Genomic DNA, 13,341 nt, shown 5'->3' with positions numbered 1-13,341 from the left:
ACTTTTTGACAACGCTCTGCCGCCCCGGTTCACGCCGTGCGACGGTAATGGCGCACAGGATGGCCGCGCATGGCTTCCAGGTCGATCCCATCGAGCAGCCATTGCAGCTGCTCGACGCTGAGCTCGACCACCGCTGACGCTTTCGGCCAGACGAAGCGGTCCGCTTCCAGCCGCTTGAACAGAAGCCAGAATCCGGTGCGATCCCACAGCAGCAGTTTGATGCGGTCGCGCCGCTTATTGCTGAAGACGTAGACCGCCCGAGCAAAGGGATCGAGCCCGAGGCCTTGTTCGACCAGCGCAGCCAGGCCATTGATGTTCTTGCGGCCGTCCACCGGCTCGCGGTGCAGGAATACCTTCAGAGCCGGGTCGAGACGGAACATGGCAGTGTGCACAGCAGGCGCAACAAGCACGACAGCTCATCTTCGCCATGCCCACTCAGACAAATCTCGATGCCGTTGGGCAGCCGCACTCGTAACCCGGACTCTGTGGGCTTGCTGCAGGAGCCCGCCGGCACGACCGGTATGAATGGAGGCGGTGAAGGCGCGACAGACTGTGATGTCGCAACAGGAGATTGCTCCTGTTTCTGCAGGTGCAGGCTGATCCACTTGCGCAGCAGGTTCGCGTTGATGCCATGCTTGAGCGCCACGCGCGCCACTGACACGCCTGGCTTGAGGCATGTCTGGACCAGCTCGGCCTTCGCCTGTTTGTCATATCGCCGGCGTCCATCCCGCTTGCTGCCGACAACCAGCCGCTGCAACAGCTCTGAGTCATGCTCTGCCATAGGTGTCCACCTCCATGTAGGTGGACATATCCTGACTGCTCAAACTCCGCGATTCAAGACGCCGATGATGGATCGCTTACCGATGATGGATCGCTTACAGTTGGATTCGCGTGCTTAACAGCTGAGACTGGCCAATGCCTGCCGGCGCTCACGAGCACCGGTCTGACTGCTGAGAGCGTTGGACACACTGCAGATATTTACCGGAATACGCATCCGCTCGTGGTATGCAGGGAAGCCATGCGTGTGGCTCACGTCAAGAGGAATCCAACAGGCGTTGGAAGCGAGGCAGTTTTCTGGCAGGCTACCGTTCGATGTTTCCAAAATGCAATTATTGCCATATTATTGAGTAAATCGCTTGCAAATTCAGCGGCCTCGCGAATATTCGATGACAATACAAAGCCTTCTGTTCGCCACATACCGTCCAGTTCTCGCCGGCGGTATCACCCTGTTGCTGGCACTTGCGCTTATTGCATGGCGTCGGCGTATGGCGTCTGGCGCCATCCCGTTGATCGCCATGTTTCTCGGTGCCGGCTGGTGGGCACTGTGCTACGCCGTCCCGCTTCCTGAATTAGATCAAGCCGAGCGCTTTCTGCGATTCCGGCTGGCGTTTCCCGGCATTGTATTGGTGGCACCTGCCATCCTGGTATTTTCGCTCGAATACACAGGCCGCAAGAACCAGGCCGCCTGGCGTTTCATCGCACTGTTGCTGATCAAGCCAGCAATCCTGCTGCTGGCGGTCTCTTGGGCACCGCTGCATGATCTGCTCTTTGGCGCCTGGCGCGGTCGCCCGGGAGACGGGTACTTCAAGGGCGGCCCCTTGTTCTGGGCCCATACGCTCTACGACTACATGCTGATCATGATCGGCTACGGTTTGCTGGTTCGCCACTATCTGCGGGAATCACCGCTATATCGTCGGCCGGTTCAGTTGCTGTTAATCGGCATGGCGATACCCTTCGTGTTCAATGTCATCACCGTGTTGCACGTGATCCCACCCGGCATCGACATTACTCCAATCGGGTTTGCTATTTGTAGCGTGTTTGTGGCAACGGCTGTCTTCAAACACGGCCTGTTGGTTCCCATTGCCCGTGAAAAGATAATCGAAGCGATCAGCGATGGCGTATTGGTCGTCGATACCTCGGGATGCATCGTCGATAGCAACCCGGCTGCGCATGACATTCTGAAAGGCGATGCCCGGCCGCTGCGCGGTCGCCACCTCAAGGAGGTGCTTCCTCAATGGACAGTTGCATCAGGTACTTGCGATGGCGAAAACGAGCGTACCGAAGTATTCATTGCAGGCAGTGACAAGTATGTAGACCTGCGGCCCATTTCACTCAAGGATGCATCGGGCACATTAAAGGGAAGCGTACTGGTACTGCGCGACATCACGACAGAAAAAAATACGGCAATGGCGCTGGAGCAGGCCAATCAGCAGTTACGAGCGCAACTGTTTGCGATCGAATCGATGCAAAAACTCTTGCGGGAACAGGCAATCAAGGATGCGCTGACCGGCCTGTTTAACCGGCGCTATCTGGAGGAGACGCTGCAACGGGAACTGCGCCAGGCGGAACGGACTGGCGACCCACTTGCAATCGTGTTGATCGACATTGATTACTTCAAGAAAATCAATGACACCCATGGCCATGCATGTGGTGATGCCGTTTTGCAGGCACTTGGCGCCATGCTCTTGCAGAAGTCGCGCGCAGGCGATCTAGCGTGTCGCTACGGTGGAGAAGAATTTGTCATCATTCTTATCGGGACATCTCACCAAATCGCGTTGCAGCGTGCAGAGCAATGGCGGGCCGAATTCGCCGCACTTAGTTGCTCATGCAATGGAACTGATATAAGCGCCACCCTTTCCGCGGGCGTTGCCGTTTTTCCTGACCACGGACGAGAGGAGGGCGCCCTGCTCAAGGCTGCAGACGATGCCCTTTATGCTGCGAAGGCAGCGGGGAGAAACAACGTCAAGTCGGCAATCGCTGAAAACCTAGCAGCCTGAGCCAAGGCCGACATGGTTCCCCGGCCGATTGGCCAAAAAAGTCTCGCTGTTCGCGGCAAAGCTGGCTCTCGCACATAAATATGGACCATCAGCGATGGGTCGCCAAGCGCATGTCGCGCCGATTTGACAGTCGTCCGGAAGGCGACTCGAAGCTGCCGTTACGCTGGATTGCTGTTCAGGCGATTGCCGACTACAACCGAAAGTAGGCTGTGCTGTTATTATTCGCATCCTTAAAAGCGGATTGGTGGATTGTTTTTTGAAACCAAGTTTCCTTCCAATTTGGATAAAGCATGAATGCGATGCAAAAAATTTTAATTATTGTCCATGCTCCTCCCTATGGCAGCGAGCGTTGCCTCTCTGCACTACGGCTAGCCACAGCCTTGGCGGGCAATGAAGAGGCGCGTCCCGAAGTGCGTTTGTTCCTCATGTCTGATGCATCAGTGCTCGGTTTGCCGAATCAGGTAGACGGTACTGGCAACGGCCTGCAGGCGATGGTCGAGCAACTGGTCGAACTGGCTGTGTCGATCAAGTTATGCCGCACCTGCGCGCTAGCGCGTGGCCTCGCTGCGTTACCGCTGATTCCCGGCGTCAGCATCGGCACACTGCCCGAGCTCGCGGAATGGACCCTGGCTGCCGACAAAGTCATCACTTTCTGACGACACGCCGCATTTCGATTACACATTGGTTGTGTTACAGGACGAGGTCTCCGTGCGCGAGTCGTGCATATTCGTATGCCGCAAGCCGATACAAACGATAAAAGAAGGGCTTCCCAGTCATGAACTGGCAGACGTTTAAACAAAATTATCTTGTGCGTTTCTGGTCACCGGTGCCCGCTGTGATTGCAGCTGGCGTACTCTCTGCGTACTACTTCGGTATTACCGGGACCTTTTGGGCTGTTACCGGCGAGTTCACCCGCTGGGGCGGCCACCTCCTGCAGATGGCCGGCTACCACCCGGAATCGTGGGGCTATTTCAAAATCATCGGCCTCAACGGCACCCCGCTAGACCGCGTGGATGGAATGATGATCATCGGCATGTTTGCCGGTTGCCTATCTGCCGCACTCTGGGCCAACAACGTAAAGCTGCGTCTGCCGCAACATCGCATCCGTATTTTCCAGGCAGTAGCCGGTGGGGTGATTGCCGGTTTTGGCGCACGTTTGGCCATGGGATGCAATCTGGCTGCCTTCTTCACCGGGATTCCTCAGTTTTCTCTACATGCCTGGTTTTTTGCTTTGGCAACAGCCGCCGGCTCCTGGTTCGGCGCGCGTTTTACCATGCTGCCCTTATTTCGGGTTCCGGTGACCCTGCAAAAGGTTTCTGCCGCGCTACCACTCGGTCACAACCCCGGCTTGGCCCGCAGGCGGTTTCGCCTCGGGATGCTCGTTTTTGCCGGTTGTGTTTTGTGGGCTGTTGGAAAGAGTTTTGAAGCACCGAAGCTTGGCCTGGCCGCTATGTTTGGCTTGGCATTCGGCCTGATCATTGAACGAGCGCAAATATGCTTTACGTCAGCCTTCCGTGACTTGTGGTTAACGGGTCGAACACAGATGGCCAAAGCCATTATCGTCGGCATGGCCGTCAGCACGATCGGCGTGTTCAGTTATGTACAACTGGGGGTCGCGCCGAAAATACTCTGGGCCGGACCGAATGCCATAATCGGCGGTCTATTGTTTGGTTTCGGCATCGTATTGGCCGGAGGGTGTGAAACCGGTTGGATGTACCGCGCTGTTGAAGGGCAGATGCATTACTGGTGGGTAGGGCTGGGTAACATCATCGGTGCGACTCTGCTTGCCGCTTGGTGGGACAGCATTGCTCCGGCTGTCGCAACGAGCTACGGCAAAATCAACCTGCTCACCGTGTTCGGTCCGGTAGGGGGCTTGATAATTACCTACTTGATGCTGGCTTTAGCGATGCTGGCAGTGCTGTGGTGGGAAAACCGATTCTTCGTTATCAAAGCCGCTGCGGCCAGAGCAGAATTGGCTAAGGAGACTGTATGAGCAATACCACCGTTATCCCCAATTATCGTCTGAACATGATGGGGGAACCTTGTCCCTATCCGGCCGTTGCTACCTTAGAAGCGCTGCCAAAACTGAAGCCGGGCGAAATTTTGGAAGTGATTTCTGATTGCCCACAGTCAATCAACAACATTCCGCTGGATGCTCGTAATCACGGCTACGAGGTCCTCGAAATTCAGCAGGATGGACCAACCATCCGCTACTTGATTCGGCGTTGAGGTGAGCGTGCCTGGAGCATGGGCCGGCTGGTTCACGAACTGACCAAGCATGCTGTCCTGCTTTTTCTTCAACAGCCGCTCCGTGGAGAATGACTTCTCTCAAAAACAGCGACTGGCTGGAAGGGGCGGCTGTTCTCCTTCCTCCCGCACGGGTGATCGTCTGAAAGGCAGCCGATAGCGATCGATGCCTCAAGAGTGACAATGAGGCATTGCCGGCCATCTGCGGTCATTCGACAACGATGTTCAATTCATATTTCTTTGCCAACCATTGAGTCGCAGCGATGTGATCACTACATCTATAGGATAAGAGACATAAGGGGGCGGTCGGCGGGGCAACCGGCGACCGTGCGACGATGGCGGCCTTGGCCGCGGCGAAATCGACAATGGGCAGCAGAGGCAATGCTTCGCGTCAGTTTGGAAGGCTCGCCTTGTTCACACGCTTAATCTGATACATCGCTTGATCGGCAAGTTCGATCAGGTCATCCATGTCTTCGGAATCATCGGGAAATACCGCATAGCCGATGCTGGCCCTCAACTTCAATGTTTGGTTATCGAATTTCCACGGCGCGCGACTGATGTTTTCAGACACACGCGCACAGTATTGTTCGACCGCGCGCGTGTCAGTCACCCGCGGCAGGATCATGGCAAACTCATCGCCGCCCATTCGCGCAAGCGTGTCGGACTGCCGGCATTCAGCACTAATTCGTGAAGCCATTTCTTTCAGGGCGGCATCGCCGGCACGATGGCCGAGCGTGTCATTAATTGGCTTGAGTCCATCCATGTCTACGTTCAGAATCGCCAGACGCTCATCGTGGCGTTTGGCGAGAGCGAGACTTTGCCGCAGCCGATCATAATACAACGCCCGGTTCGCCAGTCCGGTTAGCGCATCATGCGTGGCGCGCCAATACAATTCATTGGACTCAAACCGCGTTGCATGGAACATGGCAGCGGCAATCAGGTCGGACATCAGGTGCAGAATCTGGATGTCACTCTTGGAAAATGCGCCCACCTCCGCAGACATTACCTTGATCACGCCGACGGTGGTGTCGAGATGGTTGAGCGGGACAACGATCATCGAACGCAATCCTACCCGCCGGCACGCGTCGCGATTAACGCGCGTGTCAGTTTCCGAGTCAATGCATTGCAAGATCTGGCGCTCCCGGACACACGTTCCGGACAAGCTTGTATTTAGTTTCAGGCGCAGACCAAGTTGGCGTTCCGCGATGCCGGACGCGGCGCGGTACACCATGTCGTCGTCCTCTGCCAATTCCACGACCGCACCCGCGGCGCGAGTGAGCTGCTGGGACTGCTTTGCCACAATGTCCATCACGGTGCCGAGATCGACTCCGGCCTTTGCCACCTCGGCTTGGGTGCGAATAATTTCGAGCAGAATACGGCTGTCAAGGGATGCCATCCCTATTGCTTTGTCCATAGTTGACTTTCCTTATCGCCCTTTCCGCGAAGTCGTCGATCGTCCGGCGCGATTTTGACGCGTAAGATCAAATAGTTCAATCAGGAAATTGAATGCGTCGAGAGCCCGAGCTTAAAGTAATTGTATATGCCATGTTTATCATGGGTTGCCGTTAAACCACATCCTTCAGGGGGGGATATAAGGCAACAGAGGTTGTGATGTCGTCATGCCGGGGATATACAGGGATAGATGTCCAGTTCTTCAGGCGCGATCCTCAAGACCCTTCGCCTGCGAGTCATAGACAAGCACGCGCGGCGCGGCGAAAGAAGGCCTATCGCTGCATTCGCAAACGGTGCAGGTGATTACCGAAGAGGTGGTCACGCGCCGCAAACAGCATAAAAAGGTGCGCCTGGCATGGCGCAAGGCCGGCGATGCGCGGCGCCATCTCGGCTGAATCCCGTTCAAGGCGTCCGCGACCCGCTGCAAGCTCGGGCAGCGCTGGTATCAAGGCGTGCCGCTGGCTAGACGGCGCGAGCGGTCCCGCAAAAGGGCGCCAGTTCGGATGCGAGCGCGCGACCTTGCGGCCCTTGCGCATGATCCAGCGCGCTGCCGGCGGCGCGTCAGCGAGAAACCGCTGTTACGCGGGTAGGTCCTCGTGCGTGAGCGGCGAGACTGGCTTGTGCAATTCGACATGGGCCCAGAGCAGCAGGCGGTCGGCTTCCTTGCGGTAGTTGTCGAACGTGGTGTTCGTGTCGACGAAGCATACGAGCCACGCGTGCAGCGCATCGAGATCGTTATCGGCGGTGATCAGCGCGTGATTTCCCGCCGCACGGTTGCTGCCGTTGCGGCCATCAAGTTCAGACAAGAGCGGCACGCACTCGGTTGCGTCGAGGGCCGGGAGGGGGAGGGATGCAACCGAGCGCCAGCGATTCGGACCACATATAGGCGGTGACGCATGTATTAACGCGTCCATTCTAATGAATTAGACATTAAAGAACTAATGTCTTATTTACAGAGAAGGGGGCAAAGATCTTCCTTTGAGTTTCAATTGGATGGCGTTTTAAGCGGACGCGCAAGTGCCCAGAACGTTAGTCACAGCCCTCATCGGGATAGCCACCACTCGGCAAAGGCTGCCAGATGCGGATGTTGAGAATGTGCCGGTACAAGGTCTTCGCCGGTATTTGGTGAACCGTTGGGCTCACGCAGGACCAACGCCGCGTGGATCTCAGCCGGAATACCGCGCAGGTATAGCAGGAAATCGTCAACGAAGGCAACAGGCCTGAGTTCCATGAGCGCGGCCGCCTTGGGGCTGACAGCGGTGCCGGTATTGGGCGTAGAAAGCACACGCGTGATCGGAAAACCGCAATCACACAGGTTTTTCAAACGGGCAGCTTGGTACTGTGGCTTGATTGCGGTAACACACACTAAGTCGTAACCCGCTGCTGCGAGGGCATGACAAGCATCTACGGCACCAGAAATGGCCGGAATCGTAGACCAGTATTGGTGATCAAAGCAGGCGCGTAACTGCGGCAGTTCCTCAGCGTCGAGACGCCGGACATCCCAGCGGTCGAGCGGCCAATAAGAGCCTATCCCAGTAGGCTTTTGGAATAGGGAAATTTTGGCGTAAAGGGTGGTCCAAGCCCATGTCAGAAGGAGGTGCGACATGGGCATGGTCAAGCACGACGATGGGGGGCGTTTGCCGGATCGATTGTGGGGGCAAATGGAGCCGCTTTTGCCGCCACGCAAACCGCACCCGCTGGGCTGCCATAACCCGCGCGTCAGCGACCGCGCGGCCACGGAGGCGATTTTGTTTGTGCTGCGTACCGGGTGTCAGTGGAATGCATTGAACGGCACCGGGATTTGTTCCAGCAGTTCGGCCCATCGGCGTTTTCAGGAGTGGGTCGAGGCCGGCGTATTCGAAGAGTTCTGGATGCATGGCCTGTTGTCGGCCTCGGTGCTGCGGGAAATCGACTGGTCCTGGCTGTCCCTGGATGGTGCGATGGCCAAGGCGCCGTTGGGTGGGGAAAAAAACCGGCCCCAATCCTACAGATCGCGGCAAAGGCGGCGTCAAGCGCAGTCTGTTGACGGACGCGCACGGCATTCCGCTGGCCATCATCATTGATGGCGCCAACCGCCATGACATGAAGTTGGTCGGGCCGACGCTGGAGTCACTGGAAGTGGAGCGGCCGTCATTGCTTGCGGTGTGGCCGCAGGGGCTGTGCCTGGACATGGGCTATGACTATCCGCAGATTCAGCAGCTTGCCATTGAACTGGGCTATCGGCCGCACATCCGGTCACGCGGTGAGGAAGCGCAGCAGCGGCGTACTGGAGAGAAAGCGTACCGCTGGGTGGTCGAGCGTACGCACAGTTGGCTGAATCGGTTTCGTGGCTTGCTGATCCACTGGGCCAAGAAGGCAAAGAACCACCTTGCGTTCCTTCATCTGGCCTGCGGCATCATCACTTGGCGAATCATAGGCCTACTGGGATAGGCTCTAAGCAAGAGGATCGCGTAACGCGGGCATAGAGCCAAATGCCTTTGCCCAAGCGTTCGCATAGGCTTGGTGGTAATCAAGTAAGACGCCATCGGCATCAAGCGCAATTATCGGTTTCATAACGGAATCATGCTAACGCTCAAACTGCTATACATCAAGCTGACGCACCTGGAGTAGGCAGGTCTTACAAAGCAAGCGTGGCATTTGAAGACCGTTGCATTCGAGATTCATCATCGCCAATGGGACATTTGGGCCATGGAGTGAGATTTATGCAAACGCGCTTAAATGCTCGGGCGGAAGACGGGCCTAGCGGGTGACGTACAAAATAGATTTACCTTGGAGCTCTCTAACTCGCCATCACAAGTGGGAGAGTTTTGCTTCAGTAGACGGAATGCCTTCAATACTTGTAGAAACTTAGTCAGCCATTTTACATAATATAAATTATGCGAACTGAAGGTAGTATAGATGGTGTTGCTATTCCGGGGTCAATTTACGCAACAGCGCTCCAATGTAAAAGTATTGGGTATTTGACGGTAAAGCTATACGGGAAAACGAAAAATAGAAGTTTTATCTTTTCCCCTATAGCTTTAGCTTTACGCTACGCGTCCGTTCTTTTCCCGCATATCTTTGCCTAGAATCACAAAAAACCATTTATGGGACGCGTCACGAAAATAAATCGTAATGCGACTCGACTGCCATTTCACCTTAGTTCCTGATCCGCACGCCTTTTTGGCCTCCGTTGAAGTGAATTTGCCCGATGTGCGGAAGCAAAAGCGCCCAACCATAACAGGTGCATTGGGTCGAGTGAGATTTGACTTTGCCGGGATGAACTACTTTAGAATCGCTACCATTACTCAAGATAGTTATCGGCCAAGCGCAACTAATTCCACGCAGCTTGTTGACTCCTTTTCATCGCATGTCCATCGTCGACTCCATGACCTGGCTTCCATCTTGGCTATCCGGGTATTGGGATAAGCTACTGTACCTTTTGCCATCTGTATTTCTTGCCTTCGTTTTCCGGATACTCAGTAAGTACCATCCCATATTCTTCGGCTTATACCTGAGTGGCACGATCCTGCATGAACTGACCCATTTTTTCGCTGGTGCACTGACCAATGCCCAACCGGTACATTTCTCGGTTTTTCCTCGGCGCATGACTGGTAACCATTGGGTTCTTGGCAGCGTTTCGTTCGCCAATATTCGCTGGTACAACGCGGTGTTCGTTGGGTTGGCGCCAGTACTGATTCTTATGGTGCCGATTCTTATTACCTTTGGCCGCGCTAATCTGGGACGTTCCTATGGCTGGTGGGACCTTGGGGTTGCCGCGCTGGTCGCACCAATTTTCCTCAGTTTCTGGCCTTCACGTGCCGACGTGCTGATCGCCTTGCGCTCATGGCCATATCTCATCCCGATCGCGATTTGGCTCTGGTGGATATCGCACTAGCAATGGACTTTTTCTAACTGGCATGCGGTTGCTGGATGCGCCGTTATATGACCACGCAGCTTTACCTCGATTAATTAACCTCGCATGGGTTTCGACCATCCCGGCGGAGTCTCTGCGCCTTTAATCGGCGTTGTGCTTTGCCGCCCTACTCTACTGGGACACAGTAAGCGACAGGGCTGCGTTAAAGTTGAAAATGACGGCAACCGCACCCCAATTCCGTAAATATCGACGCAGCAAAATCATAGAACAAGCGAGATGAACGAAGCCAGTTAAGCGATGATCCGGGCTGCTGCCGGTTCAGTGAAGCCACAGCATGATAGTTGCGACAGCCGCAGCATAGCTTGCTTGCCACTGCGAAAAATCGCTACATGGCAACTGATCTTGATCTGGATCATGGATGAAAGATGATTGATTTATATCATTACAGCCTTTGATTCCCTTGATCTCGTCAGCGCGGCCACCACAGTCGCCGCGCCTGCCGGAGGTGATACGCCCCACCTCACAATCTTCCTCGGGCGCTCTACTACCATTAGAGAAAGCGATGCGCACAAACCTGCCAGTTACTCAACGTGAAGTCGAGATAAGCGACGGTGCCATGCTGGTATCGACGACCGACGCCCAAGGCCGCATCACCCATGCCAACGCCGTTTTTGTTGCTGTAAGCGGCTACGACTACGACGAACTGCTGGGGCAGCCACATAACCTGGTGCGCCATCCCGACGTGCCGCCGGAAGCGTTCCGCGACATGTGGTCCACGATCGGCCGCGGCCGCCCCTGGTCGGGCGTGGTGAAGAACCGTTGCAAAAACGGTGACCACTACTGGGTGCTGGCAAATGTCACCCCGGTGGTACGCAACGGCAAAAATGTCGGCTATATCTCAGTGCGGACCAAGCCCACTCGCGCGCAGATCGCTGAGGCCGAAACCCTGTACCAGCAAATTCGCCACCCCGGAAATGGTGGGCCACGCGTGCGCCTGCATGCCGGCGGCGTACGCAAGGTGGGCTGGCGCGACTGGCCCCAGCGCTTGTTTCGCCTGTCGCTGACCCAACGCATGACCGGGGCGCTGGGCCTGTGGCTATCGGTCCTGATCGTCAGCCACTTGGCTGGAGCCGGCACAACCTTCGGGCCAGTACTCGACGCCGCCGTACTGTTGGTGGGCGCAGCAGGTGTGGTGAGCTGGTTCCACTGGGCCGTAGCCGAGCCCCTAAAGCAGTGTACCAATCTGGCTGCGCGCATCGCCGGCTGCAATCTGGAGGGCGACATATCCGCTGACATGCGTCACCCGATCGGCAAGCTGATCCGAAATATCCGTCTGATCAATCTGAACATGCAAGCGATCGTCGAGGATGTGCGGGCGGAAGTGTCCAGCATCACAGCAGCCGCCGAGGAAATTGCCCAGGGCAGCAACTACTTGGCCGAGCACTCGGAAGAACAGTCGTCCAGCGTGGAGCGGACCGCGTCAGCCATGGAACAGATCACCTCGGTGGTACAGCAAACGGCCAGCACGGCGCGGCAGGTGGAAAACAATACCCAGGAAGTCAGTCGCACGGCCGGTACCGGCGGCGCCTCGGTGGCAGACCTGGTGAAGACCATGAAGTCGATTAACGACGCGTCAGGGCGGGTGACGGAAGTCATCAAGGTGATCGAGAGCATTGCCTTCCAAACCAATATCCTCGCACTGAATGCGGCGGTGGAAGCGGCACGGGCGGGCGAAATGGGCAAGGGCTTTGCCGTGGTTGCCGGCGAAGTGCGCGTCCTGGCAAACCGCAGCGGCGAATCGGCCAAGGAGATCCGCGCCTTGATCACGACCTCCAGCGAGCAGGTCAACCAAGGTTCGCACCATGTCAACTCGGCCGCAGAGATCATTAACTCCATGGTGCGCTCCGTATCGGACGTCACCACCCTGGTGCAGGAGATTACGCATGCGGCTAACGAGCAATCGATGGGCGTGAGCGAGGTCAATCGCGCCATCAGCGACATCGAACGCACCACCCAGCAAAACGCCGCCTTGGCCCAGCAAAACGCCGCCACCAGCAAACGTCTTAAACAACAGGCCGGTACGCTGCACCGTGCGGTACAGATCTTCCGCCGTTGATCTCCGCCTCCTGGCATCCGAGCCCAAGCCGCGCTCGGACAAAGTTCCCGCGATCATTTATCTCGCTTGTTCTATGATTTTGCCGCGTCGATATTTATGAAATGAATTCTGGTCGTAGAATAACGTGGACGCGGGTTAGGTCTAAAAAGAGAGAATACATGAAGCGAATTATCACTGTCGTTATTGCGGGATTGATACTCACAGCTTGCTCAAAGGATATACAGCAAGCGCTTGAAAAAGCCAAAGCAGAAAGTGATCCGGCAAAATCACTGGAAGTTATCCGCCAAGCAGAGAAATCCTATCTTGAGCAATGCAACTCTTTGCGTTGTAGCGTACCAAGATCATTGGTAGCGGCGGATCAAGAGTATTTTCTGAAAGCGGCTAAGCTGGGGAATGAACGAGTGTTGCGCGAACTATTCACCGTGCGTCCGGATATGATTGACCTACAAAATGAGATGAAAGGGTCGGTGCTTATTCGAGCCAAGGATAGTAAGAATGCTGATTTACTTGCCAGTGCCGCCAGAATTTACGGTAACGATACTCTGGGGGTAGTCAACAAGGCCCAACAAATTGAGTATTTGAAACGCGCATGGGCAGCCGGTGACGTTAAATCTGCGGGACAGTTAGCACATATTTATGTGCGGCTGAAAGATTTCGACAATGCCTATTTCTGGTCATTACGCTGCACCCAAGAATGCAATCGCAGCGTCGGCGTCAGAGAAGGAGAGTATTCAACTCAGACTGAATTGCTCGAACTTGAAAAGCACTTGGACGCAAACAAGATCGCAACATTGCAACGTGAGTCAGCAGCACGGTCTGGGAACTAATGATCAAAAAAGCAAAATAACTGCTCGTGTTTTAGCTGAAATGCCGGCTGCGATGAAGCTAATAGA

At 55.6% G+C, this 13,341-nt stretch carries 13 protein-coding genes and 1 pseudogene; 8 read left to right on the top strand and 6 right to left on the bottom strand.

Annotated elements, in window-relative coordinates; genetic code table 11:
- Positions 1 to 29: 29 nt before the first annotated feature.
- Together tnpB and tnpA are read right to left on the bottom strand one after the other, a co-directional pair.
- The gene (gene tnpB, locus TSA66_RS13100) at positions 30 to 380 is read right to left on the bottom strand and encodes an IS66 family insertion sequence element accessory protein TnpB (RefSeq protein WP_040038456.1); all 351 of its coding nucleotides are present in this window, start codon (positions 378 to 380) and stop codon (positions 30 to 32) included.
- Complete coding sequence (gene tnpA / locus TSA66_RS13095; RefSeq protein WP_040038455.1) at positions 356 to 781, bottom strand: IS66-like element accessory protein TnpA; 426 nt, start codon at positions 779 to 781, stop codon at positions 356 to 358. The genes tnpB and tnpA overlap by 25 nt, the downstream gene beginning before the upstream one ends.
- A 385-nt stretch (positions 782 to 1,166) precedes the next feature.
- Here tnpA and TSA66_RS13090 point away from each other — a divergent pair, with 385 nt between their 5' ends.
- The 4 genes from TSA66_RS13090 to yedF all read left to right on the top strand — a co-directional run bounded on the left by TSA66_RS13090 (position 1,167) and on the right by yedF (position 5,006).
- Entirely contained in the window at positions 1,167 to 2,777 is a 1,611-nt protein-coding gene (locus TSA66_RS13090; RefSeq protein ID WP_084199591.1) for a sensor domain-containing diguanylate cyclase, read from the top strand.
- Between the two features lie 290 nt (positions 2,778 to 3,067).
- Positions 3,068 to 3,433: a DsrE/DsrF/TusD sulfur relay family protein gene (locus tag TSA66_RS13085; RefSeq protein WP_232429469.1), complete on the top strand. Its 366-nt coding sequence runs from the start codon at positions 3,068 to 3,070 to the stop codon at positions 3,431 to 3,433.
- Between the two features lie 119 nt (positions 3,434 to 3,552).
- The gene (gene yedE, locus TSA66_RS13080) at positions 3,553 to 4,770 is read left to right on the top strand and encodes a selenium metabolism membrane protein YedE/FdhT (RefSeq protein WP_040040353.1); all 1,218 of its coding nucleotides are present in this window, start codon (positions 3,553 to 3,555) and stop codon (positions 4,768 to 4,770) included.
- Positions 4,767 to 5,006 carry a sulfurtransferase-like selenium metabolism protein YedF gene (yedF, locus tag TSA66_RS13075; protein ID WP_040040352.1) on the top strand — a complete coding sequence of 80 codons (240 nt, stop codon included), beginning with the start codon at positions 4,767 to 4,769 and terminating at the stop codon, positions 5,004 to 5,006. The genes yedE and yedF overlap by 4 nt, the downstream gene beginning before the upstream one ends.
- A 409-nt stretch (positions 5,007 to 5,415) precedes the next feature.
- Here yedF and TSA66_RS13070 read toward each other — a convergent pair whose 3' ends face one another.
- The 3 genes from TSA66_RS13070 to TSA66_RS13060 all read right to left on the bottom strand — a co-directional run bounded on the left by TSA66_RS13070 (position 5,416) and on the right by TSA66_RS13060 (position 8,082).
- Positions 5,416 to 6,438, bottom strand: coding sequence for a sensor domain-containing diguanylate cyclase (locus TSA66_RS13070; protein ID WP_040040351.1), 1,023 nt, complete (start codon positions 6,436 to 6,438; stop codon positions 5,416 to 5,418).
- A gap of 616 nt (positions 6,439 to 7,054) precedes the next feature.
- The gene (locus tag TSA66_RS13065; RefSeq protein WP_157691681.1) at positions 7,055 to 7,282 is read right to left on the bottom strand and encodes a hypothetical protein; all 228 of its coding nucleotides are present in this window, start codon (positions 7,280 to 7,282) and stop codon (positions 7,055 to 7,057) included.
- A gap of 236 nt (positions 7,283 to 7,518) precedes the next feature.
- Complete coding sequence (locus tag TSA66_RS13060) at positions 7,519 to 8,082, bottom strand: HAD family hydrolase (protein ID WP_052452302.1); 564 nt, start codon at positions 8,080 to 8,082, stop codon at positions 7,519 to 7,521.
- Here TSA66_RS13060 and TSA66_RS26200 point away from each other — a divergent pair.
- Positions 8,081 to 8,906 (top strand): IS5 family transposase gene (locus TSA66_RS26200; RefSeq protein WP_408639479.1). Its coding sequence is split into 2 segments (ribosomal slippage): positions 8,081 to 8,437 and positions 8,439 to 8,906, totalling 825 coding nucleotides; the frame shifts between segments, so codons are not numbered across the junction. The two genes, TSA66_RS13060 and TSA66_RS26200, sit on opposite strands and share 2 nt — an antisense overlap.
- 12 nt (positions 8,907 to 8,918) lie before the next feature.
- Here TSA66_RS26200 and TSA66_RS27720 read toward each other — a convergent pair.
- A pseudogene (locus TSA66_RS27720) lies at positions 8,919 to 9,029 on the bottom strand (HAD family hydrolase); the annotation flags it as partial.
- 796 nt (positions 9,030 to 9,825) lie between these two features.
- On the opposite strand from TSA66_RS27720, the gene TSA66_RS13045 reads away from it, so the two are divergent.
- From TSA66_RS13045 to TSA66_RS13035, 3 genes are all read left to right on the top strand, one after another.
- Positions 9,826 to 10,353 carry a hypothetical protein gene (locus TSA66_RS13045; protein WP_052452301.1) on the top strand — a complete coding sequence of 176 codons (528 nt, stop codon included), beginning with the start codon at positions 9,826 to 9,828 and terminating at the stop codon, positions 10,351 to 10,353.
- 541 nt (positions 10,354 to 10,894) lie between these two features.
- On the top strand, positions 10,895 to 12,448 hold the full coding sequence (locus tag TSA66_RS13040; RefSeq protein WP_040040346.1) for a methyl-accepting chemotaxis protein: 1,554 nt from the start codon (positions 10,895 to 10,897) through the stop codon (positions 12,446 to 12,448).
- A 158-nt stretch (positions 12,449 to 12,606) separates the two neighbouring features.
- Positions 12,607 to 13,275 carry a hypothetical protein gene (locus TSA66_RS13035; protein WP_157691680.1) on the top strand — a complete coding sequence of 223 codons (669 nt, stop codon included), beginning with the start codon at positions 12,607 to 12,609 and terminating at the stop codon, positions 13,273 to 13,275.
- The last annotated feature ends 66 nt before the right edge of the window (positions 13,276 to 13,341 follow it).

The organism is Noviherbaspirillum autotrophicum (assembly GCF_000818395.1).
GTDB lineage: Bacteria > Pseudomonadota > Gammaproteobacteria > Burkholderiales > Burkholderiaceae_D > Noviherbaspirillum > Noviherbaspirillum autotrophicum.
Note: the sequence above shows the minus strand (reverse complement) of the source record. Positions and strands in the feature narration are given on the sequence as shown.

Coding starts and splice junctions, on each gene's coding strand:
- tnpB (WP_040038456.1), bottom strand. CDS start 380: ATGTTCCGTCTCGACCCGGCTCTGAAGGTATTCCTGCACCGCGAGCCG.
- tnpA (WP_040038455.1), bottom strand. CDS start 781: ATGGCAGAGCATGACTCAGAGCTGTTGCAGCGGCTGGTTGTCGGCAGC.
- TSA66_RS13090 (WP_084199591.1), top strand. CDS start 1,167: ATGACAATACAAAGCCTTCTGTTCGCCACATACCGTCCAGTTCTCGCC.
- TSA66_RS13085 (WP_232429469.1), top strand. CDS start 3,068: ATGAATGCGATGCAAAAAATTTTAATTATTGTCCATGCTCCTCCCTAT.
- yedE (WP_040040353.1), top strand. CDS start 3,553: ATGAACTGGCAGACGTTTAAACAAAATTATCTTGTGCGTTTCTGGTCA.
- yedF (WP_040040352.1), top strand. CDS start 4,767: ATGAGCAATACCACCGTTATCCCCAATTATCGTCTGAACATGATGGGG.
- TSA66_RS13070 (WP_040040351.1), bottom strand. CDS start 6,438: ATGGACAAAGCAATAGGGATGGCATCCCTTGACAGCCGTATTCTGCTC.
- TSA66_RS13060 (WP_052452302.1), bottom strand. CDS start 8,082: ATGTCGCACCTCCTTCTGACATGGGCTTGGACCACCCTTTACGCCAAA.
- TSA66_RS13045 (WP_052452301.1), top strand. CDS start 9,826: ATGTCCATCGTCGACTCCATGACCTGGCTTCCATCTTGGCTATCCGGG.
- TSA66_RS13040 (WP_040040346.1), top strand. CDS start 10,895: ATGCGCACAAACCTGCCAGTTACTCAACGTGAAGTCGAGATAAGCGAC.
- TSA66_RS13035 (WP_157691680.1), top strand. CDS start 12,607: ATGAAGCGAATTATCACTGTCGTTATTGCGGGATTGATACTCACAGCT.